Origin of the sequence: Nostoc sp., assembly GCF_036917615.1 — a bacterium.
Classification (GTDB): domain Bacteria; phylum Cyanobacteriota; class Cyanobacteriia; order Cyanobacteriales; family Nostocaceae; genus Nostoc.
Genome location: NZ_JBALCZ010000093.1, coordinates 38311 through 61792, shown reverse-complemented (window position 1 = coordinate 61792; position 23482 = coordinate 38311). Strand labels below are relative to the sequence as shown.

19 protein-coding genes are annotated in these 23482 nt (G+C 43.5%); 12 read left to right on the top strand and 7 right to left on the bottom strand.

The features are described 5' to 3' along the window. Positions 1 to 206: 206 nt before the first annotated feature. Genes V7K85_RS35400 through V7K85_RS35390 form a run of 3 tightly spaced genes read right to left on the bottom strand, consistent with a single transcriptional unit; the run spans position 207 to position 4227 of the window. Complete coding sequence (locus tag V7K85_RS35400) at positions 207 to 2579, bottom strand: CHASE2 domain-containing protein (RefSeq protein ID WP_334821241.1); 2373 nt, start codon at positions 2577 to 2579, stop codon at positions 207 to 209. A gap of 26 nt (positions 2580 to 2605) precedes the next feature. Beyond that, positions 2606 to 3523, bottom strand: a complete 918-nt coding sequence (locus tag V7K85_RS35395; RefSeq protein ID WP_334821239.1) for a DUF1822 family protein — start codon at positions 3521 to 3523, stop codon at positions 2606 to 2608. Positions 3524 to 3573: 50 nt separating this feature from the next. Then, positions 3574 to 4227: a sigma-70 family RNA polymerase sigma factor gene (locus V7K85_RS35390; RefSeq protein WP_334821237.1), complete on the bottom strand. Its 654-nt coding sequence runs from the start codon at positions 4225 to 4227 to the stop codon at positions 3574 to 3576. Between the two features lie 572 nt (positions 4228 to 4799). Here V7K85_RS35390 and V7K85_RS35385 point away from each other — a divergent pair. Next, the gene (locus V7K85_RS35385; RefSeq protein WP_334821236.1) at positions 4800 to 5483 is read left to right on the top strand and encodes an ATP-binding protein; all 684 of its coding nucleotides are present in this window, start codon (positions 4800 to 4802) and stop codon (positions 5481 to 5483) included. A gap of 116 nt (positions 5484 to 5599) precedes the next feature. Beyond that, positions 5600 to 5806 carry a hypothetical protein gene (locus tag V7K85_RS35380; protein ID WP_334821234.1) on the top strand — a complete coding sequence of 69 codons (207 nt, stop codon included), beginning with the start codon at positions 5600 to 5602 and terminating at the stop codon, positions 5804 to 5806. A 9-nt stretch (positions 5807 to 5815) separates the two neighbouring features. Here the strand turns inward: V7K85_RS35380 and V7K85_RS35375 are convergent, their stop codons facing one another. The 3 genes from V7K85_RS35375 to V7K85_RS35365 all read right to left on the bottom strand — a co-directional run bounded on the left by V7K85_RS35375 (position 5816) and on the right by V7K85_RS35365 (position 8312). Then, positions 5816 to 6142, bottom strand: coding sequence for an NAD(P)H-dependent oxidoreductase (locus V7K85_RS35375; RefSeq protein ID WP_334821232.1), 327 nt, complete (start codon positions 6140 to 6142; stop codon positions 5816 to 5818). Between the two features lie 305 nt (positions 6143 to 6447). Beyond that, positions 6448 to 7095 (bottom strand): response regulator transcription factor, encoded by a 648-nt coding sequence (locus V7K85_RS35370; protein WP_334821230.1) that lies wholly within the window; start codon positions 7093 to 7095, stop codon positions 6448 to 6450. A gap of 2 nt (positions 7096 to 7097) precedes the next feature. Further along, positions 7098 to 8312, bottom strand: coding sequence for a sensor histidine kinase (locus V7K85_RS35365; protein ID WP_334821229.1), 1215 nt, complete (start codon positions 8310 to 8312; stop codon positions 7098 to 7100). 334 nt (positions 8313 to 8646) lie between these two features. Here V7K85_RS35365 and V7K85_RS35360 point away from each other — a divergent pair, with 334 nt between their 5' ends. The 7 genes from V7K85_RS35360 (at position 8647) to V7K85_RS35330 (ending at position 20592) form a co-directional block, all read left to right on the top strand. Beyond that, positions 8647 to 9027: a hypothetical protein gene (locus tag V7K85_RS35360; RefSeq protein ID WP_334821227.1), complete on the top strand. Its 381-nt coding sequence runs from the start codon at positions 8647 to 8649 to the stop codon at positions 9025 to 9027. A 188-nt stretch (positions 9028 to 9215) separates the two neighbouring features. Next, the gene (locus tag V7K85_RS35355; RefSeq protein ID WP_334821225.1) at positions 9216 to 10496 is read left to right on the top strand and encodes a S41 family peptidase; all 1281 of its coding nucleotides are present in this window, start codon (positions 9216 to 9218) and stop codon (positions 10494 to 10496) included. 45 nt (positions 10497 to 10541) lie between these two features. Further along, positions 10542 to 11450, top strand: coding sequence for a hypothetical protein (locus V7K85_RS35350; RefSeq protein ID WP_334821223.1), 909 nt, complete (start codon positions 10542 to 10544; stop codon positions 11448 to 11450). Between the two features lie 20 nt (positions 11451 to 11470). After that, on the top strand, positions 11471 to 12451 hold the full coding sequence (locus V7K85_RS35345; RefSeq protein ID WP_334821221.1) for an RNA polymerase sigma factor, RpoD/SigA family: 981 nt from the start codon (positions 11471 to 11473) through the stop codon (positions 12449 to 12451). Positions 12452 to 12595: 144 nt separating this feature from the next. Further along, the gene (locus tag V7K85_RS35340; RefSeq protein WP_334821219.1) at positions 12596 to 14125 is read left to right on the top strand and encodes an efflux RND transporter periplasmic adaptor subunit; all 1530 of its coding nucleotides are present in this window, start codon (positions 12596 to 12598) and stop codon (positions 14123 to 14125) included. Further along, positions 14122 to 17244: an efflux RND transporter permease subunit gene (locus V7K85_RS35335; protein ID WP_334821218.1), complete on the top strand. Its 3123-nt coding sequence runs from the start codon at positions 14122 to 14124 to the stop codon at positions 17242 to 17244. Before V7K85_RS35340 ends, V7K85_RS35335 begins: the two co-directional genes overlap by 4 nt. A 237-nt stretch (positions 17245 to 17481) precedes the next feature. Beyond that, entirely contained in the window at positions 17482 to 20592 is a 3111-nt protein-coding gene (locus V7K85_RS35330; RefSeq protein ID WP_334821216.1) for an efflux RND transporter permease subunit, read from the top strand. Positions 20593 to 20666: 74 nt separating this feature from the next. On the opposite strand, the gene V7K85_RS35325 is transcribed toward V7K85_RS35330, so the two are convergent. After that, positions 20667 to 21179, bottom strand: a complete 513-nt coding sequence (locus V7K85_RS35325; RefSeq protein WP_334821214.1) for an anthrone oxygenase family protein — start codon at positions 21177 to 21179, stop codon at positions 20667 to 20669. Between the two features lie 829 nt (positions 21180 to 22008). Here V7K85_RS35325 and V7K85_RS35320 point away from each other — a divergent pair. The 3 genes from V7K85_RS35320 (at position 22009) to V7K85_RS35310 (ending at position 23294) form a co-directional block, all read left to right on the top strand. Continuing rightward, the gene (locus tag V7K85_RS35320) at positions 22009 to 22161 is read left to right on the top strand and encodes a lmo0937 family membrane protein (RefSeq protein WP_334821212.1); all 153 of its coding nucleotides are present in this window, start codon (positions 22009 to 22011) and stop codon (positions 22159 to 22161) included. Between the two features lie 374 nt (positions 22162 to 22535). Further along, on the top strand, positions 22536 to 22718 hold the full coding sequence (locus tag V7K85_RS35315) for a hypothetical protein (RefSeq protein ID WP_334821210.1): 183 nt from the start codon (positions 22536 to 22538) through the stop codon (positions 22716 to 22718). A 117-nt stretch (positions 22719 to 22835) separates the two neighbouring features. Next, complete coding sequence (locus V7K85_RS35310) at positions 22836 to 23294, top strand: cupin domain-containing protein (protein ID WP_334821208.1); 459 nt, start codon at positions 22836 to 22838, stop codon at positions 23292 to 23294. Positions 23295 to 23482: the final 188 nt, after the last annotated feature.

The window sequence follows — 23482 nt, the reverse complement described above, 5'->3', positions numbered from 1 at the left end:
AACTTAAAAATGCTTAATTTAATTAGCGCTCAAAGAAAGATATAATTTGGAGTGAAGTAAATAATTCTAGAAATCCTTTAATCGGCTGGGAATGACAACTTATATATTTGTTTGCAACACAACATGAGTCCTTGTAATTTTTTTAGCTGTGTAAATACTGATATAATATTATGAATCTAAAATATATAGAAAGTTGCTTACGAAAGTTAACGATTACGAACATCTCTGAACACAACCGCTACTTGTGTAGCCATTAATGCCAATGCTGCTGGAATAAGTGGTATCCACCCTGCCTGCGTAAAAATACCAAAACATATACTAGATAATGACAATAGCATTATCATTCCAGCCACCCCAAGACGCAGTGGAGACCGTATATACCATGCTAAAATTCCTCCTAATAGTGACCATCCCCATACCCAGAGTCCTTCAACCCAAGTAGGCCACCACCAAAGCAAAGGTCGATGATCTAGAACCGCGCTAAGGATCTGGCTGATCATATGAGCTTGGACAAAGACCCCTGGTATCAGCTTTTGATTAGGAACGACTTTAGCACTATAAGGAGTTTTCCAATAATCAGTAGTTGTTGGAGCAATAACACCAATCAAAATAATTCGCCCTTTCAACAACTCGACTAATTCGGAGTTAATCCGGTCATTAAGAACATCTCTGAGAGATACTTGTTGAGCAATGTTTTGAGGATAAGAAAGCGAACGGTAATTGACCAAGACTTGATAACCCGATGCATCTACTTGTTGGTAGCCGCTAGTATGAGATTTTAATTGCTTAAATACAACATTGCCAATCTGCAAGTTCCCTTCTGGGTTGATATATGATTTGATACCTTTAGCCTCCAAATAATCAAGCGCTATTTGGAGGCTAAAAGCATATTCTGCGGCACAGGGAGATGTTAAAGGAGGTGTTAAATGCAAAAGCTGACGGCGGGCTACGTCATTATCATCTGCAACAAAATCACTAAAGCTTAAGCGTTGTTCTGGGATTTCAGGAGCTGGAGGAGTGCCTTCTGGCGCACCATCAAGAGGTGCAGAAACTTTACATACGGCAAAAAGGCGTTTATCTTTTTGTAGTCTATTTGCTAAATCTGCATTATTGGAGTCTACAGGGAAATCACGATAGATGTCTAAGCCGATTGATCTTGGCTGATACTGATCTAGTTTTTTTAATAATTGTGCGAGTGCTTGGTCTGATAGTGACCATCGCATATTCATCTTCATGCGGTTCTGATACTGAATATCCGCTTCATCAATAGTAATTATCAAAAAACGCGAATCTGGTTTTTCCTCCCAGCGCAGCCCCATCATCTGGTCGAAAGCTTTTAGTTCAGATGGCTGCAATAAACCAAGCGATCGCACCCCCATTACCAAACCAGTAATAATCAAACTGGATAACAGCACTACTTGAACACTACGCCACCAAAACTGCACTGGAGTTCTATATTTATTTACTTGAAGCTTGCTAGTTTCTATTTGTGGGTTTATAAAAAAATCTTTCCAAGCTGGTGGCACTGCCGCTGGATTTTGACAAATTATAGGTAAGCAAACCGCACAAGGATATTGATCTTCAATGCCATGTAATTTTTCCCTTGATTCTCGTACTGCTAAGTACATAGACTCGCCACTGGAAAATTTTTTGAGGAAATTTTTTAAGAATTCTTGTGCCACCAAGTCTTGCACTGGCTCCCGCATAACGATGATTTGTGGAATGTGCAAGTCTTCTAGCTGATGTGCTAGTCCTAAGCCATCACAAGAATTCAAAATAGCTAACTGCAACCCCTTGCTTACAGCTTTTTTCAGAGCATACTTTAGCTCATAAATTGTCAAGCAATCTGTTTCATTAATAAAAATATTACCGCTCTTACCATCCTCAAGGCTAGAACTATGTCCGGCAAAAAATAAAATGTCCCAGTCTTGTTCCCAAAGTTGTTCATTTAACTGGCTGCGCTGTGGTTCTACTAGAAAAGTGGTTTCTGCATCTGGTAACATCTCCAATAGGTTTCTATCTTTCTCAATCAAGATTCCTTGACTATTACCCAGAATTGCTAAGATTTTTACCTTCCCTTTAATAATATCTGTTTTTGATTTTGGCAGATATTCATACTCTGGGGCGCTTAAGGCAACTTCTGCTTGAGAGTAATCCTCAAAAAAATCCCATAAATGCCACGGAAGACGACGTAGCCAAGTGTCACTCGTTTTAATTAGTACGCGGACTGTATCATTTAACGTTAGCTGTTTGAGTAATTTCTCCTTCAGTGGACGAAACGAGTTACAGTTGAGCCAACTATTCATTTGCTGACTTAACTTGTTATTTAACTTGCGGCAGTTGTTCAGATGCTCATTAAGAGAACTTCCGACATTAATACTCACAGGTGTAAGGCGAAAATTTGCTAAACTGCGATAGGTTGTTCGCCAAAGCTTATAATCTGCAATTATCTCTGGCTTTGGGGTCAGATAGCCTTGAACTTCTATACTGGCGCGATCGCCTTCTGCGCCAATCTCCAGCGTGACTTTTACCCCCTGATTCAAATCACCATCTAGATTTAAAACAACCAACTTTTGCATGGTTAGCAATTGACAAGTATATGTGCTTAAACAACAAACTTCTCAGTAATATTAGTATCTCCCAACTCTAAGTTAACGCTAAAACGCTCTCCTTTTTGAACATTAAACTCTAGTGTTACATGAGTACTGCCACTTATAACATGAGCTTCCATAACAGTAACGCCTTTTTGATCTAGCACTTTGACGATCAGATTGTTGGGTAAGTAGGCTTGCTCACCGGATGGATGCACCTGCAATTTTAGTTGGATTTCTACCGAATTTTTTGGTGTGAGTGTAACAACTAGTGCCAGCGATTGTCTAGGGAGTTGTATACCCATGTCAATCAGCTTACCCCGCGTCACTCCGTTACTATAGCGAAAAGCAAATTGTGGTATTTTTGGTGCTAAAATTTCTGATATCGGCTGCCAACCTGCCTCAAAAATATTTTCCAACCAATAGCTCAACTTGACTTCCTTCGGGTTACTTTCGAGTGAATCAAGATATGCAAGTAAGTTCTCAATAGTCTGTAACTCATTAAAAAAAAGTTCACCAGCTTTTATTGTTTTAGCAAACCCCACTAGAGTTGCTTGCTGATGCTCTATGTCTAGCTCAACTACAACTACGCCGATTCTGTCATCCAGTACTTCTGGTGGAATATAGCAGACACTACCAGAGGTGACGGGGCGACATTCTAAGTGACCCAATCCACTCAACTTTAGGTCTGCCACATCTGCATAATAGCGCATGGCTGAATTCCAACTATCGCTAGCCTTTGGATCTGTGGGAATGTTCATCATTTCCATGTAATCATTTACCGCACATACAGCCAACGTATTAAGATAAACCTGCTTTTTCTTTTCTAATGTCAACTGTTCATCGGCAAACTTGTATGCTATTTTTAGCGCTGCTTGGGTAATAGCCACCGGAATGGATTTTTCTTCTAGGTTCTTGATGCTATGAATCATAAGTTGTCCTTCCACTTTATAGATAATCCTCTATTTTAGATATCTCTGCCTTAATCCAAAATTTCGTGATATCCTTGCTTGAGAGCAAAATTTCGCAACCGGGGTAAGCATTCACGTTTATAGAAGTTGGGTGCAGTTGATGGGGGTAAGTTGAATTTCTTAGCGATGTCTTTCCAGGAGGTTTCTGGAGGCAAGCGTCGCAGGATCAGGATTTGGCAAGTTACGTCAGGGCGTCCTTTAATATAAGTGCTGGCTAAGTCCTTCTCTGGATCTGTAAAGGCCCATTGGTAAGTTTCTTCCAAAATTGGTGGAATTTCGGCAGCAGCTGGCAAGCTTTCAATTGTTTTAGTTATTTCTTCAATTCCTAGCATAGAGACAGGAACAGTTCTGGCTAGATTTTCCGCTTCCGACGAACGGAAATCTTGCAGTCGCCATTTAAGACAATTGTCTAGCCAAGTGATAACACTACAACTTTGGGGGTTATACTGCTCTGGGTTTCGGCAGAAATATAACCAAGTTTGTTGCAGAGCATCATTATAGTAAGCTGTGTTCTCCTTCCATAGTTTGCCGGATTTCATCACAACTCTAACTATCTCACTAAGTTTTTGCCGCCGCATCAAACTCCTTGCTGAATGCGAACAGGCTTCGGCAACAAGCTGCTGGAGTTGTTGGTTTAGATTACTTACCGTGTGGGCGTTTGTCATAAAGGATCTCCTCGTGAATTACTTGCAGAAGTAGTCTAGAGATCCCTCTGACTGTTTAAAATCTCAATAAACGAATCCATAATTTGATGTTTAATGCCTGGATCAGTAGAGCTTACTCTCTAGTTATCAAACTCAAGTTTAAGTTTTTCGCGGAAATTTATCAAAAATTTTCTCACCAGTATTTTATCGGGATTTGCGATTATTACATAGACATAATGTGCCTATTAATACGTAAATTGATTTTGGTTAAATATGAACTTTTGTAATAATACTAAATGATGGTGCGGCGATGTCTACGACGGGCTGCGCCTACGCGTGCCATGACCACAAAAGGATGGATGCAAAGACTTACTTCACAGTTTAGGTGTTCGCAATATCAGTACGGGAAAGCTTGGATATCTGTGACAAAATAGCTACATATCTAATTAGTATTAATTCGGTTTGAGCAACCTCAAACTATGCCAATAATGTTAAGAAACCGCTATCAATAGGTTAAAAAAACAAATATATTGGTACTGAGTTGCGCTCAGATGTAGACTCAGTAGCTCAAAATACTCACTGGCTGGAATGGCATGGAGAACGAAATTTACAAATATACCGAAAATGCCAGTTTTGAGGTGACATGGCAAGGAGAAAAACTCGATGTACTCTTGATGAGTTGGCAGCAAGGTTCTTGTAAAACTCGCTATTACTGGATTTTAGCTGACAGCAAAGAATTGGCAGAAAAGTTTTTTACTGCCGTTTGTGATTGGAACGCAGAAATTCGCGACGAGGTTTTAGTTTTTGAAGATGGTTACTGGAACAAGAATCCAGAGTTGTTTAAATCTATTCAAGGTGCAAATTTTCAGAATCTAGTCTTACATAGAAATCTGAAAGAAGATATTCAAGATGAATTGATAAACTTCTTTGCATCGCGCGAAATTTACGCAGATTATGGTGTACCTTGGAAGCGAGGTATTTTATTTATTGGCTCACCAATAAATGGGAAAACGCATACATTTAAAGCATTGATTAATCAAATGCAGCAGCCTTGCTTGTATGTCAAAAGCTTTAAGTCGGAGTCAGACACTGATAGTGCAAATATTCGGAAAGTATTTGAACAAGCACGGCAGTCTGCCCCTTGTATTCTGGTACTAGAGGATATTGATTCTCTGTTGAGCGACGAAAATCGCTCTTTCTTCTTGAATGAACTTGATGGCTTTGCCGAGAATCAAGGGATTGTGACCATTGCAACCACTAATCATCCAGAAGTTTAGATTCTGCAATTAGCGATCGCCCCAGTCGTTTTGACCGCGAATATCATTTTGAACTGCCAGATATTTCAGAACGGCAAGCCTACATCACATTATGGAACGATAAATTGAAAATAGCAATGCGCTTGTCTGATCAGGCTATCGATCAAATGCTTGCACTCACTGACGGCTTTTCCTTTGCGTACCTAAAAGAACTATTTCTCTCATCAATGATTCGCTGGATGGGAGCAGTGGAAACTGGCGCACTAGAAAAAATCATGCTTTCTCAAATTGCTATTTTGCGAGAACAAATGAGCAGTACAACTGTTAATAAAGAAGCACTCTAGTATGAATCCTCAATCTCCTGACTTGAGAACGAAGTTGTGATCATAATCTGCAAGAGGGCGGTAGGGTAGGGGTGGTGTAGTCTGGATCGACAAGAGACGCTGTTTATACTCGTTAAGGATTTGCTCTCTGCCATCCTGTCCAACCTGATCTGGCGCGTAGGCGACGAACGATGGAAGTACTTGCATCCCAGCAAAGTAAAGTACTCCATGATTAATGTGGAAAAGCTGCTGGTTAATATCGCCATTGATGCCGCTGACACTGTTCATCCCAGCAAATCCGCCAAGCGTAACTGAAATCATTGCTTTTCTACCCTGCAATCCGCCGTTGTCGTACATCTTTGCACCTCGACTATGTTTTTGCACAGATGCGCGAATTATAACTAATTAGACGGACATGATATCACTCCCTTCGGAGAAGTTAAAAGTCATTCATTCAAAAGTCAAAAGTTAGAACCCCACCACTCGCTTTCCTCGAAGTCAAAAGTTAGAAGTCAAAAGTCAAAAATAATTAATTAATTTTGATCTTTGATTTTTGACTTTGAGCGATCGCCAATCATAGTTTACGTATAACTTAGTGATAAAAAAGGTTTTAGCCTTGTTTATCTTTCTTTAGATAGTTTGGTTTGATTATGCCAACTTACTTATTTAAGTCCACCAAACAACGAATGGGCAAACAAAGCGGCTTGAGTGCGATCGCGTAAATTCAATCGACTCAGAATATTGGTAACATAATTCTTAACAGTATTTTCTGAAAGAAACAGCGATTCAGCAATTTCACGGTTATTGGCTCCACAAGCAATTAACCGCAATACATCTAATTCTCTGGGTGTAAGTTGCGCCAATTCTGGAGGAGGTTCCACGGACGGGACAGATACGGCAATAGGCATGAGTGCTTTCTCAAACAATCCCGGGCCGAGTAGGGTTTGTCCCTTGTAGACGGCTCGAATTGCTAACATTAGTTCATCTGGTTCGGTGTCCTTGAGCAAATAGCCCTTTGCACCCAGCCGCATCGCCTGGTAAACATACTCATCATCATCGAAGGTGGTGAGGACAAGAACCTTAATCTCAGGATATTGTTGAGCGATCGCCTTTGTTGTGGCAACTCCATCCATTACGGGCATCCGAATATCCATTAGCACAATATCGGGTTGCAGTGCGGCAATCACCTCGAGTGCGCGTTGTCCATTCTCCGCCTCACCAATTACCTGCATTTGGGCATTCGACTCAAGCATACTCTTAAGTCCCTGGCGAATCAGATGCTGATCATCAACTAATAAAATCCGAATCATAGCTAAAACAACAGCTTTGATAGTGGCAAAGAAACAGAAATACAGCAACCTGTTCCTAATTGACTGTGGAGATTTAACTGAGCGCCCAGTGCAACCGCCCGTTCTCGCATCCCTTGTAGCCCAAACCCAGTTGTATTTTGAGTGGGATTAAACCCTTTTCCATTATCTTCGATTGACAGATGAATCATCCCAGTGTGAGCCAGTAATCCAACGGTGACACTCGTCGCCTGAGCATGTTTGCAAATATTTGTCAACGATTCTTGGACAATCCGGTAAAGGGCCGTGTTTACTTCTGTTGGTAAAGTGTACGGTAGATCAATTTTACAAGACGGTTCAATACCTGTGGTTTGCTGAAAATCTGTCAGCAGCTTTTCAATGGCTGATTTGAGAGATTGCCCTTGCAAAGGATTTGAACGCAAAACAGAAAGCGATCGCCGAATTTCCAGCAGCGCCTCAGCCCCCAGTTGCTTTGCCTGTTTGAGAAATGTCAATGCTTTGTGATTATTTGATTCCCAGAATAATAGGGTGTTATTAATCTGAATGGTTTGGGCGGCTAGAGTGTGTCCCAACCCATCATGAATTTCGCGGGCAATTCGGTTGCGTTCCTGCAAGGTTGCCTGATCTTCAATCCGTAGCGCATACTGGCACAGTTGTTGATTGGTTATCTCTAATTGCTGATGGGCAATTTCTAACTGCTCTCGACTTTGGCGTTCTGCAAGCAGGGCATTTATTAACAATAAAGCGAATACTAACGTTAAGCTAAACAATAATATATTACTTAATCGCCAATCCCAAGACATAGCGATCAGATCTGGCTTAAAATTCTTAGGTACAATCGGTCTTGACAAAAGCAGTGTTCCATAAGTTAGCAGAGATAAACCCAAGACAACCAACTGTCCCGATTGCTTAAATATCAAACAACTCCGCATCACCAGTACCAGACACAGCAGGAAAACGGAACGACTAGATAAGCTATGTTGAGTTGTTGGCAGCAAAATTAAACCGAATTCCAGTCCTGTATAAAGTAATTTTGTTTCCAGCTTCACCATTGGTAGCCTCAAGCCCATCAAGCTGAAACTTGCGATCGCGCCAACTCGTAGCAGCAACGACCAGGACAACTCAAACGGCAGCAGAACTTCCATGAACATTGCCGTGGCTAATAACAGCCATTCTAGGTAAAGCAACAGACGAAACGATGGGTAGGTCAAGCGAACCATAGAACTGTTCCAACTCAATGGCCTTTGTAACAAAACCATAGGTATTTTCACAATTTTAGGATGAAACTCTTCTTCCTATATAACGAATCTGTCTCTAGTATCGATAGAGCCATTCCGACTGATTAATATTTCTAAATTAGGAAAAAAGTCACAAGAACTTGAGTACTTTTTTACTGGTCAGGTTAGGAATTCTAGCTCATGCACAAACCCATCCCAACTTTTAAGATTAGCTGGTGTGAGTAAAGCAGTAACTTTTCAAACACCTTCTAAACAGTCATAAACCTAAATTGAGTCAGAACAGTCGTATTACATACAACAAAAACCAGAGAAGTAAATGATTAAAAAACAGATAATTTTACCAACCCTTCTACTTGCAACTATTCTGATTGGAGGAATGACAGGTTGCACCAGTTCTAAGTCTCCAGATGTCTCTCAAGCAGACAATGGGACAAAGGTATCTGACACTTCTACAACAAACTCTCCGGCATCGAATACGCCGGAACGCGCCAAGAAGCGCGAAGAAGTTCGCAAGCAAGTTGAGGCAGTTCTGACCCCAGATCAGGTAAAGCAATTGTCAACGAAATTACAACAAGGTGAAAAAATGCGTAAAGCAGTGTTGAGCCTGAATCTCACGGCTGAACAAAAGACTAAAATTCAGGATATTTTTAAGACTGCCTATCCCCACCGTCAAGGGCAATCCCAAAATAATTCCTAGTAGTTTTATCGGGATATAGATTACAGTATTGCTGATAAAAGTATCAAAATCTTATCCAAATATGAAACTTTTCTAGTTCCTCGTAGTTCCTCGTTTCCATGCAGAGCATGGAAACGAGAGACAGTAGGGTATTCAGTCGCCCGCTTCAAGTATTACTGAATTCTGGATTATTCTTCAATAGTTAAAGTATGTTCAAGCAAAAATTGATCGTCAAGATACAACTCGCCGTTATCGCAACAATCCTCACAGGAACTAGTTTCTACGCTTCAAAAGCTCTAGGTAAACCCCAAGCTAGCCCCCAAAAACTCGTGGATGAGGTGTGGCAAATCCTAGATAAAAATTATGTTGATGTCAGCTTTAACCATCAAGATTGGAAAGCAATTCGACAGCAGTATGTTAGCCGCTCCTATAGTTCCCAGAAGCAGGCTTATGGGGCGATTCAAGAAATGGTGGCTAAATTAGGTGATCGCTACACGGAGTTTTTCGACCCCCAGGAATTTCAAGCTCTAAATAACGACCTTTCTGGCAACCTCAGTGGTGTAGGGTTGGAACTGGCAGAGAATGAAAAAACCAAAGCCTTAACCGTTGTCGCCCCGATTGAAGGAACGCCTGCTTTTAAAGCGGGTATTTTGCCCGACGATGTAATTATCCAGATTAACGGTCAAATAACTCAGGGAATGAAAATTGAGGATGCCGTTAAGCGGATTCTCGGCCCGGTGGGAACCAAGGTAGTACTCACGATTCAACGGGGTAGCCAATTGCAAACTTTCAAACTTACCCGCGCAAATATTGCTATCCATCCTGTAACTTACAACACGCAAACAACGCCAGCAGGTAAGATTGGTTACATCCGTTTGCCAGAATTTACGCAAACGGCGGCTGTAGAGATGCATCGAGCAATTCAAGCATTAGAAAAACAGCAGGTGCAGGGCTATGTTTTGGATCTACGTTCCGACCCAGGTGGACTGCTGGATGCGAGTTTGCAAATTGCCAGTATGTGGTTGAAGCAAGGGGCGATCGTGTCTTTGGTAAATCGAGACAAAGTTAAAGATAGCTACAATGCGGCGGGACATCCTCTCACCAACAAACCCTTAGTGGTACTAGTCGATAAAGGGTCTGCCAGCGCCAGCGAAATTCTGTCGGGAGCGCTGCAAGATGACAACCGCGCCAGGTTAGTAGGGACTCGCACCTTCGGTAAAGGTTTAGTTCAATCCGTAGAGCCACTTTCTGATGGTTCGGCGCTGAAACTAACGATCGCCAAATACTACACACCGAAAGGTCGAGATATCAATCATATCGGCATTGCACCCGATATTACTGTGGAGTTAACCAAGGCACAACAGAAAGCATTGGTGCAAAACCGAACCTTGGGGACATTAGCTGATCCTCAGTATGCTAGGGCGGTTGCTGACCTGAGCAAATTGATTCAGTCGGAGGCCAATCATGTAAGTTTACAACGTGGGCAATAAGTATAGGGATACTCTTGAGAATATCTACTATCGCCACTTTCAATCATGTCAACCCGCAAAGCTCAACGACTTCAAATTTGTGAACCAGTCCCAGGTCTGCAAGTCCTGGTTCGACTCAGTAACACTCCTTTGGTGCGGACAGTCATAACTACTGTTACCTACCATCAGCTAGCGATCATCGGGCTTGTATTTGTTGTCACTCTGGTTTTTGCTATGCGGGAAAACGCCCCCTGGCTGACAGTGCCTAAACAGGTGGCGATTGAATTCTTTTCTGCTGTATCCCAGTCCCTAGCTGCTTTATTGGGGGTGTTAATTGTTTTCCTGACGTTTAATAGTCAGTTGATCGCTCAAAGGCAGCATGAGGACTACTATACACTTCAGATTCAGATAGACCAACTTATTCGTCTAACTCAGTCTCTTCCTTCCGAACTCAGTCATTTTGATGAAACTCTGATAGCGCTGATTAACTATTTAGTTCCCTTGCATTTAAAGGATTTACCAATTTGGTCAACTAGCTCCCAGGTGCTACCTTTGGATAAGCTTTTAGATAATTTCAAGAATGAAGATGAATGGGCGCAAGTGCAGCAACAATGCTCCTTAGCTACCCATCTGCACCGACAACAAATTTTACTTGTCATCAATAACATCGAAGAAATCGTGGAGGGATTTTCCAGGCTTTACAATCGCATTCTAGAGATGAGCCGTTTCATTCTCGCGATCGTCAAGTTGTCCTTTCTCCTGGGAGTTTCGCTCCTATTTTTGCTGTTATTTGGCATTATCGATTTACAAAGAAAATTTCCAGATCTCAGTCTACCTGTAATTGTTTCTCTAGCAATTTGGGTGTTGATTGCTCTTTTGGAGCTAGTCCTTGATACCTGGTTTCTTTATAAAAACCTTTATGGCTCATCGAGTCACTATCTGCGGTTTTTCCCTAATAAAAAATCCCCTAATTAATAGGCAGAAGCTAACTTACTATGAGTAACTTAACATTGCCAGATACCAAAGCTAGTAATACAAGCAAAGCATCTCAATTTACAACTGATACAGTCCGTAGCTATCTTCAAGAAATTGGCCGGATACCTCTGTTAACGCAGGAACAAGGAATTATTTTTGCCCAACAAATTCAGCAAATGATCACAATACTTGCTGAATCAAAAAAACTTGCTATTGAATTAAAGCGTACACCCACACTGCCAGAATGGGCTAACCAGATGCAGTTAAGTGAACAGGAACTACTTCGGCAGCTAAATCAAGGAAAAAAAGCCAAGCAGAAAATGATGACGGCTAATCTCCGGCTTGTGGTGTCAATTGCCAAGCAATATCAAAGACGTAACTTAGAGTTTATGGATTTAGTTGAAGAAGGTACTTTGGGTTTGGAGAGAGGGGTTGAGAAATTCAATCCGGCTCTAGGATACAAGTTTTCAACCTACGCTTACTGGTGGATTCGCCAAGGAATTACCAGAGCGCTCGCCCAGCAAGGACGAGCGATTCGATTACCCATTCACATCAATGAAAAGTTAAACAAAATTAAGCGTGTTCAGCGAGAGTTATCTCAAAAACTGGGTCGCGTTCCCACCAGTACGGAAATTGCTAATGCCCTTTCTTTAGAGCCTAGTAAGATTAGAGAATTTCTACTTTTGGCTCGTAAAACTATCTCTCTCGATATTCAAGTTGGGTTAGATAAAGATATAAAATTAGAAGACTTAATAGAAGATTACAGATATTCTGATAATGGCTATACTACTAAGGAATCTCTCAATCAGGAGGTTGAAAATTTATTGTCAAATTTGCCTCACCAACAACAAGAAATATTAAATTTACACTTTGGCTTGACAGACGGACACGAACTTTCTCTAGAACAGATTGGTCAGCGGATGGGTATTAGTCGGGAACGAGTCCGGCAGATAGAAAAACAAGCTCTCAAACTTCTACAGCAGCAGCTAAGTAAGTATTGAAAAAAAATCAGAATCAATGAGCACGGAATAACGAACCGCTAAGGCGCAGAGGACACGGAGAAATGAGAGTTTGAGAGATATTTTACTTAAGTTTTATCATACTGAATTCTGTTTTTAATAAACTAAAATCCAGTGGAGGTTCTGATGAACCATGAAATTTCTAACGATTTGACTGAGAACAGTATAAAACCAGAGCTACCACGCTCGCCAAGAAAGATTAGTTTGGTAATTTTGGGGGTGATATTGCTGGCTGGGCTGGGTTTTTTGGGTATCCATGCAGGTGCAGCCAAGTCAGACAAAACTGAAAAATCTGGGCGTAATCGGCAGCAAGTAACACCTGTAACTGTGGCAATGGTGACACAAAAAACGGTTCCGGTACAATTGCAGGCGATTGGCAATGTGCAATCGGGGTCTACAGTATCGATTACGCCCGAAGCTAGTGGACGGATCATTGGAGTTTATTTCAAGAAAGGTCAAGATGTGAAAAAGGGACAACTTTTGTTTACCCTGGATGACCGATCGCAAACTGCTGCAATCCAGCAAGCGCAAGGAACTGTAGCGAAAGACCAAGCCTCGGTACAACAAGCAAGAGCTACATTAGCTAGAGATTTGGGTCAGGTAGACCAAGCTAAAGCGACTTTAATCAAAGACCAAGCCTTGGTACGACAAGCTCAGGCGACTTTGGCCAAGGATCAAGCCCAAGAAAAATTTGCCAAAGGACAGAGCGATCGCTATGGTACGTTGTACAAAAAGGGCGCTATCAGCTTGGATCAAGCACAGCAATATGTTGCCAACAGTCAGGCAAGTACAGCAACCCTACAAGCAGATCGAGAAGCGATCGCTAATGCTGAGGCAGTTTTGAAAAGCGATCGAGTGGCGCTGACTAATGCCGGAGCTGTTGTTCAGGGCGATCAAGCTGCGATCGCTAATGCTCAAGCCGTTGTCCGTTCCGACCAGGGAGCATTGGACAATACCAAAGTGCAATTATCTTACGCCAAAATTTATGCGCCGATTGATGGTCGCGCTGGCAATATTCTGGTGACTCTGGGCAATGTGGTGCAAGCCAACAGCACGACTCCACTAGTAACCATCAGCCAAATTCGCCCGATTCAAGTTGCTTTTTCGATTCCCGAAACAAATCTGCCCCAAGTACAAAAGTATATGCAGAATGGCAAGCTGAAGGTAGATGTAACGTTCCCCGATAATCAAGCTCATCCATTACCAGGTGTTTTGGCATTTGTCAATAATACGGTCGATAACACCACGGGGACAATTCAACTGATTGGCGACTTTGACAACACTCAGGGACACTTATTTCCCGGTCAATTTGTGAACGCAACGCTAACGCTGACTGAACAACCGAATGCAACGGTTGTCCCCAGCCAAGCCGTACAGAATGGCCCGGATGGGCAGTTTGTCTTTGTAGTTAAACCAGATATGACGGTGGAAAATGTTCCAGTTACAGTTAGCAGCACCATTCAGGGGCTAGATGTGGTTGAGAAAGGGCCGCAACCAGGCGATAAAATTGTCACCGATGGTCAAGCGAATCTCGTTTCAGGTAGCAAAATCCGCATCAAAACAGCCGGCAATGACTCAAATGCAAGAAGAGGAAGGGGGGCAGGGGGCAGGCAGCAGGGGGGAGAACGCCCGAACTCAGGCGGAGGTGATTCATGAACCTCTCAGAACCATTTATCCGTCGCCCGATCATGACAACTCTGGTGATGGCGGCGATTTTAATCTTCGGTTTCATGAGTTATCGCTTGCTGCCAATCAGCGATTTACCAAGTGTGGATTATCCCACAATTCAGGTAAGTGCCTCCCGACCAGGAGCCAGCCCCGAAACGATGGCAGCATCGGTTGCCCGTCCCCTAGAGAAGCAATTTTCCAGCATTGCTGGACTCGATTCGCTCAACTCAACTAGCACTCTGGGACAGACTCAAATTACCCTGCAATTTAACCTGAGTCGGAATATTGATGATGCGGCGCAAGATGTGGAAGCAGCGATATCGGGAGCATCGGGGCAAATTGCGACGGATTTACCCAATCCTCCTACATACAGCAAGGTTAACCCCGCAGATCAACCAATTCTCTACCTTTACCTGGACTCTCCCACTCTCCCCCTTTCCCAGGTAGACAATTATGCTGAGACTTATCTGGCGCAAAAGCTATCTACAATTAATGGGGTAGCACAGGTAGCTGTTTACGGTTCCCAAAAGTATGCGGCTCGAATTCAACTTGATCCGCAGCAATTGGCAACGCGGCAAATTGGGTTAGATCAGGTAGCGACGGCGATTCAACAGGGTAACGTCGATTTGCCTACCGGCAGTCTTTCGGGAAATCACAAGAATTTTACAGTCCAGACTAACGGGCAACTCCAAGATGCGGCTGCTTATCGCCAGCTGATTGTGTCTTACAAAGATGGAATGCCCATCTATCTCAATCAACTGGGGCGGATAATTGACAGTGTAGAAAATGACAAGGTAGCAAGCTGGTACAACAATACCCGCGCGATTATTCTCACCATTCAAAGACAGCCCGGAACCAATACGGTACAAGTCGTAGACACGATTAAGAAATTGCTCCCGAATTTGCGAAGCCAGATTCCGGCATCCGTGGAAATTGGGATTCTCTATGATGCATCTCAGTCGATTCGAGATTCAGTGGATGATGTCAGATTTACGTTGATTCTGACCATTGGTTTAGTTATCTTAGTGATTTTCCTATTTTTGCGGAACCTCTCGGCGACGGTGATTCCCAGTTTGGCATTACCCGTTTCGCTGATTGGCACCTTTGCAGTAATGTATTTGCTGCATTACTCACTAGATAACTTGTCGCTGATGGCGTTGACCCTTTCTGTGGGCTTCGTAGTGGATGATGCGATCGTCATGCTGGAAAATATCGTCCGTCACATGGAAATGGGGGAACGTCCCTTAGAAGCGGCGTTGAATGGGTCGAGAGAAATTGGTTTCACAATTCTATCGATGACCCTTTCTTTGGTTGCAGTCTTCATCCCGATGTTGTTCATGAGTGAAGTGCTGGGACGATTATTTCATGAATTTGCTGTGACGATCGCAGTTGCAATTCTCGTCTCTGGTTTTGTGTCTTTGAGTCTGACTCCGATGTTGTGCAGCCGTTTTTTGCGTCCTGTGGATCATGCGCATCAAAGTCGCTTATATCAAGCTTCCGAATATGTGTTTGATCGCTTGCTGGGTCTGTACGATTGGAGTCTGAAAAAAGTCTTAAAATATCACCGCACCACGATGATTTTATCTGTCTTTCTATTCGCGGTGACAGTTGGGCTGTTGGTGATAGTTCCCAAAGGCTTTATTCCTAGCCAAGATACCGGACAAATTACAGGCATTACCCAAGCAGCCCAGGATGCATCTTTTGATAATCTTGTCCAGCATCAGCAGACAGTTGCTAACCTGATCCGCCAAGACCCGAATGTAGATGCAGTCAACTCTAATATCGGGGCGGGAGCCAGTGCTAGTGGCAGTGGGGCAGCAGTTGCAGCCAATTCCGGGAGTTTGTTTATTCGGTTAAAACCGCGATCGCAGCGCCAGCTTGGGGCTGACGAAATCATTCAAAATTTGCGAACCAAACTCGCTACTGTTCCAGGCATCCAAGTATTTTTACAAAATCCCCCAGCGATTCCGATTGGTGCTCAACAAAGTACAGGACTTTATCAATTAGCACTCCAGAGTTCTGATGTCAAACCCTTGCAGGAGTATGTTCCTCAACTTGTTGTCAAGATGAAGACCTTGGCAGAACTCCAGGATGTCAATAGCGATTTACAGTTTGCTTCCCAAATTCAAATTGACATTGACCGCGATAAAGCCTCAACTTATGGGATCACCGCCGAGCAAATCGAAAATACCCTGAGAAATGCTTACGGCTCCTACCAAGTATCAACCATCTATGCAGCGACCAATGAATATCAGGTGATTTTGGAATTAGCACCCCAGTATCAGGAGGATATCAATGCTTTGTTGACATTGTACATTAACTCCAGCACTGGAGTCGCAGTTCCTCTGAAGACATTCGCCAAACTGTCTCAAGGAGTCAGCCCGTTAATGGTTAATCATAACGGTCGGATGAACGCCGCCACTATTTCCTTTAACCTCGCCCCTGGTGTGTCCTTGGGAAATGCCAACCAAGAGATTGAAAAACTGATTGATCAGGTAATTCCTGCCAGCATTAGCACCAACTTTAAGGGCGCAAGCCAGGTATTTCAAAGTTCACTGCCAAGTTTGGGTTTACTGTTAGCGATCGCTGTCCTAGTAATTTATCTGATTTTGGGTGTACTCTATGAGGATTTCATTCACCCGATTACGATTCTTTCTGGTTTGCCTTCAGCAGGTTTTGGCGCATTGTTAACGCTGATAATATTCCATGTCGAACTGAATGTTTACTCCTTCATCGGCATAATTCTCTTGGTGGGCATCGTCAAGAAAAACGGCATTATGATGGTAGACTTTGCCATTGAAGCCCAGCGAAATGAATCGAAAAAGCCATCTGAGGCGATTTATCAAGCCTGCTTGGTGCGCTTCCGCCCGATTATGATGACGACAATGGCAGCACTCATGGGAACCTTACCCATAGCGATCGGATTTGGGGCTGGCTCAGAATCCCGCCGTCCTCTAGGTATTGCAGTTGTAGGCGGACTGGTATTTTCTCAGATATTGACCCTGTATTTAACTCCTGTGTTTTATATCTACATGGAATCGTGGCGGAAAAAGCTCAGTCAAGTTAAGTTCCGTCGGGTATTTTCATTTACTGGGGGGCGATCGTAATTTTATAGCAATCCGAAATGAGTTACGAAGCGCAGAGACGCAGAGGGCACAGAGAGGAGAATCAGGAGGGCTTTTTTACAAATGATTTAGGAGTGCTATATGTGTTGAAACCTGTTTTTTTCTGTCTCCTGTGTCAAAACTCAACACAGTCAAGCATTTATTTCTTTCTTCTCTCTGCGTCCTCTGCGCCTCTGCGGTTCGTCCCATCCCCACCACATTTCTGGGAGAACAAAACCCATGAACCTTTCAGAACTCTTCATTCGTCGTCCGGTCATGACCACCTTGGTAATGATGGGTATCCTCATCTTTGGTCTCATGAGTTATCTACTGTTACCCATCAGTGCGCTGCCTAACGTTGAATATCCTTTTATTTCTGTCTCTGCTAGTCTCCCTGGTGCTACCCCAGAAACAATGTCATCTTCGGTCGCCGCCCCCCTAGAAAGACAGTTTACCGAAATTGCCGGACTCAATTCATTCAATTCCACCAGTTCAACTGGTAGCACCAACATCTCTTTACAATTTGACTTTAGCCGCAGAGTTGAGGATGCCGCAAAAGATGTACAGGCAGCCATCTCAGCAGCAGCCGGACAACTCCCCGCCGGAATGCCTCACCCACCCACCTACCGCAAAGTTAACCCGTCTGTCTCACCGATTCTCTTCCTCTATATGTATTCTGAGACACAGCCAATCTCGACAGTAGATGAATACGCAGAGGTAACAGTTGGTCAACCAATCTCGATGATTAATGGTGTTGCTCAGGTACAGGTCTTTGGTCAACAGCAATATGCAGTCCGCGTCCAGCTTGACCCGCGAGAGTTAGCATCGAGGGGAATTGGTCTAACTCAGGTGAAAACTGCAATTCAACAGGGAAATGTCAACTTGCCAACCGGCAGTCTCTCTGGCATTTACAAAAATTATACGATTCAGGCGAACGGTCAACTCACCGATGCTGCCAGCTATCGCCAGCTGATTGTAACTTACAAAAATGGTGCGCCCGTGCGGCTCCAAGATTTGGGGCAGGTGATTGACAGTGAACAAAACGTCAAAGTCTCAAATTTATATAGCGATCGCAAGGTGACAAACCGCCATTCCGTTGTTCTCGCCGTGCAGCCGCAGCCGGGAGCCAACACTGTAAATATCGTTGATGCTATCCAGAAACTTTTACCTACACTCCGCGAACAAGTTCCCAAATCGATTCAGATGGGAATTATGTACGATCGCTCCCAAACAATCCGAGCCTCTGTCAACGATGTAAAGTTTACCTTGGTTCTCTCGGTTTGTCTAGTTGTCTTGGTGATTTTCTTATTCTTGCGTGACATAACTGCGACGCTAATTCCCAGTTTGGCACTACCTGTAGCGATTATTGGCACTTTTGCTGTAATGTATCTGTCGGGCTTCTCCCTAGACAACCTCTCACTAATGGCGTTGACCCTCTCCGTGGGCTTTGTCGTGGATGATGCGATCGTCGTGTTGGAAAATATCGTCCGTTATCGGGAAATGGGCGAATCTCCCCTAGACGCGGCATTGAAGGGATCAAAGGAAATCAGCTTCACAATTTTGTCAATGACCCTCTCCCTAGTGGCGGTGTTCATCCCGATCATGTTTATGAGTGGAATAATCGGTAAATTATTTCATGAATTTGCCGTGACGATCGCTGTGGCAATTTTGGTTTCGGGTTTTGTTTCCCTCAGTCTCACACCAATGTTGTGCAGTCGCTTCTTAACTTCATCCCATCAGCAAAGACCAAATCTGGTGTATCGAGTTTCAGAACGGGCATTTGATTTACTACTGCAAGGATATGATTGGACGCTCAAGCCTGTCTTAAAATACCGCCTGATGACACTCATTGGTTCTGGCATTCTGCTGGTAATGACCGTCTATCTGTTCATCATCGTTCCCAAAGGATTTATTCCCACAGAAGACACTGGACAACTGATGGCGAACACCAAAGGAGCTCAAGATATTTCTTTTGATGATATGCGCCGCCACCAGCAAACGGTTGTTGACATCATTCGTAAAGACGCCAACATTGAAGCAGTTGACTCGATTGTAGGTGCAAGTGGCCCTAACGCATCGGTCAACTCCGGGCGAATTACGATTCGGCTCAAGCCACGTTCTCAACGTCAACTGAGTGCTGACCAAATCATTCAAGAGCTAACCCCGAAGTTGAGACGGACAACTGGGATTAAAACATTCCTCCGCTCTCCGCCAGCTATTCCCATAGGTGGTCAACAAACTAATTCTACTTATCAGTTCACATTGCAGAGCTTGAATTTGCAAGAGCTGCGCCAATACGTTCCTAAACTTGTGGATAAAGTCAAAACCCTACCAGGACTCCGGGATGTTGACAGCGATTTACAACTCAGCACTCCTCAAATCCAAGTCCAAGTTGACCACAACAAAGCCGCAACTCTTGGGATTACCGCCCAACAAGTTGAACAAACCCTCAGCGCCGCCTATGGTTCTAGCCAGGTTTCCACTATTTATACCCCAAATGACCAATTTTATGTAATCTTAGAAGTGAAACCAGAGTTTCAGCGAGATCCCAGTGCCCTATCGATGCTTTATGTGCAATCGAGTACTGGAAAACAGGTTCCCCTGAGTGCGATCGCTAATATCACCCAGAATGTCGGCCCCCTCACTGTCACTCACGTTGCTCAACTTCCCTCTGCAACTATCTCTTTTGACACTCTTCCAGGAACGTCTCTAAGTCAGGCCACAGATGCTATTAAGCAAGCAGCCAGTGAGGTGCTACCCTCAACAATTACCCCCAGCTTTCAAGGTTCAGCCCAAACCTTTCAACAGTCCTTCAACGATTTAGGCGTGCTGTTGTTAGTGTCTATTTTAGTAATCTATCTGATTCTCGGTATCCTCTATGAGGATTTTATTCACCCGATCACAATTCTTTCCGGTTTGCCTTCGGCGGGTTTTGGGGCATTACTGACGCTGCTGATTTTCCAGGTTGATTTAAATCTTTACTCTTTCATCGGCATCATCCTGCTAGTAGGCATTGTCAAGAAAAATGGCATTATGCTAGTGGACTTTGCCATAGAAGCGCAGCGAAAGGAAGGGAAAAATTCTTTTGATGCCATCTATGCCGCTTGCTTGATTCGCTTCCGTCCAATTATGATGACGACGATGGCAGCTTTAATTGGGACACTCCCGATTGCTCTGGGGACGGGAGTAGGTTCAGAAGCGCGTCGGCCTTTGGGAATTGCGATCGTTGGTGGATTGCTGTTCTCTCAGATATTGACTCTCTATCTGACTCCAGTGTTTTACACTTACATGGAGGCATGGCGCAAAAAGCTTGGCCAACCTAAGTTTTACCGTTTTTTCTTCAAAAGGTAGCAAGGGAATGGCAGACTCATAAAATTTGTGCTTTGCTATTGGATGTTGCCACAAGCCGCTTTAACCACACAATATTATGATTGCGCCGCTCGATAACAGAGCGCGATCGTGAGCGATGCCGCTGCTGCTAGCGCTGCTGCCGCCCGAATGTGATTCCAGATTGTCCAGTTGGCAAGGTAGCCAGACCAGAGGCTCGCGCCTATGGTGCTGTCCGGCTCGACTCTCGCCAAGGCTTCGTTGAGCGGCACATTGAACACGATTGTCACGCCTAATGTACCAACAAGGTAGAGCAAGCTGCCGACGAGCAAGTAGGCGGCATCAGGTTGATGCCATTTTAATAGCGAGGAGACAAAAAGAAGGATGCAAGCCGCAGCCGTTCCCAAGAACACTGCCATAAACAACGGATTGATCACCGTGATATTGATCGATTGCATGGCGGCAATGCCCCATGCTGGCTGAAGTCGGGCAAGGGCGTTCATCACGAAGGACGAGAAGGCGAAGAAGACTCCGGCTATCAACCCACAGCCCAGTGCCGAGAAAAGCTTCAATAGGAAATAATGTTGTTGAGTGATCAGATGTTGCAGCATAACCTTAATCCTTCAACCAGTTGAGCCACTTGAATACGTGTGCTTTTACCCAAAAAATCAACAGAATTCTCAACCCTAACCAGAGCAAGAGTTGACGTAATTTCAAGCTAAGAGCCAATAACAATATAAAACATAGAAAAGATCATATAGCAATCCTAAATGATACCAAGTTGCCAAAGTTAGTATTGTTTAGAATCTAAGCGATGCTGGACTAGCTTGAAAGCAAATAATACTATATATCACAACTTGGTATGAGTCGTGAAAATCTCCGATTCCTCTCTCTGCGCTCTCTGCGCCTCTGCGGTTAATTTATTTTTACAAATGATTTAGGACTGCTATATAGAGAAACTAAACTGCTTATTTCATGATTTAGCTTGGATGTCAATATTTAGACTTGACAAAAATTTAGGAGGCTATAATCAACGCCACCGCAAGAATAATGTTGTCTAGTTTCACTAATCTATCGGAAGTTGAACTTCAACCCATAGCTGGAAAAGTTTTCCAGAAGCCTATTCAGCCCTTCATTTCACCTGGGGAACACTATCTGCTGAAATCACCTTCTAATCTACCTTTCAAGCACCTATGCTCTGGATGGACGAGTAGAGCGATAGCTTGTGGTGATCATGGAAAGCCCCAATAACGTCGCCTGAAACCCCTATGATTACGTCAAATTTCATTTATTTTTCGATCTACTGATTTTTAATTAATTTTCTTGAGCAAGAAAGATGATTTAAATTTATAAACCTTTCTTAGGGCAAATAGAATCAAAGTGAAGTTAGGGAGTAAAATATATGAACAAATTAAAACTTACTTGACTCAGAGCAAATATATGTTTAGTATACTTTGGGGTATCGTTGTTGTACTGATTGCTTTTTGGGGATTAGGGCTGGCACTTCATATTGCCGGAAATTTAATTCATGTAGTGTTGGTTTTAGCCATTGCCCTTGCTATCTATAATTTTTTCAAAGCGCGTGATGTGTGAAAAAATAACTCCTGACTTCTGTTAAGAAAATTGAAGTTATGCACTGGTAATTGCTCGTCTGCAAGAATAATTTTATTTACTGCTTAATTGTTGGTTGCGTTAGCATTTCGTAGTCAAGCTTGTACCCTTTGGGGAAGCAACCTACGCCTTGGTCTGGCAAAAAAGGTATCGCAGTTTTAGTCCCTGGTGCATTTTCGTCTGAAATGCCTGCGACATCGCAACTTTTTCAGCCACTTGGTATAGGACGACTTTTAGGAAGTACAAGGACTTGAAACAGGGTGTACTCAAGTTAGCGCAAGCCAAACTATAGGTAATTACGGGCTTGCTCACTTCATTAACTTGTTTAAGGAAGAGTATCCTAACATCTGTGTGGATTGTACATTAGGGAAGGAACCGTTACAGGATTGTTTGACATCAGCCTCGTGAAAGGGGAAGTTAAACCATCGGTTTTGGTTTGTCTGGAACAACGAATTGTGGGTGAAGATTGGCTGAAAATTGTTGTCAGTCAATTGAACTTTGACAGGCTGCATCGTAGCCGACGGCAAGATGTATCATAGTTATGGTTTCAACGCTTTGGCTATCCACTATGGCTTCAGACGAGCTTGGTAGCCGCTCATGAGCCACTGGCAATACATTTTGGATAAGATTTTCCACAATAAAAAAGAGCCATTTTTATGCAAAATAATTCATCACACAAGCCAACAATTGACTACTGGCACGTCTGGACTGACTACGACGGTATAAGTCACCAGTCCCGTTGTCAAATTGAGGACTTCATCGAAAAAGGCATAGCCCCGGATACCTCGCCCCAGTGGCTTTCTAAGTTGAAGCAGTCTGGTGCGACAATCACCTTTACTGTGCTACCCGTGGGATGGGTTGGAAACTGGCATGAAAACCCGAAGCCTCAGTGGATTATCCCACTGTCAGGACGCTGGTTTGTGGAGACTATGGACGGCCAGCGAGTCGAGATGGGTCCTGGCGAAATTTCATTTGGAGAAGACCAAGGCACGAAAGCAGACGCGCAAGGTCATAAAGGTCACTTATCTGGAACAGTAGGCGATGTGCCAGCTGTTCTGATAATGGTGCAACTCGAAGAGACTCAGACTATAGAGCAATCCTGTCGCTTTAGCTAAAGCTTGCTTAAAATGCAGGAATTGCAGCATTTTAAGCAAGTCTTGCGATGTCTCTGACGGGAAGCAAGGCTCTAACAGTGAGGTTAGCGAAAAAAGGTAGGATGCCTTCTTTACCAGACGCTATGCGTAGCTTGCTTCTCCGTAGGAGTACGGCGGGCGTAGCGATCGCTAATAACTTTCTTCAGTAC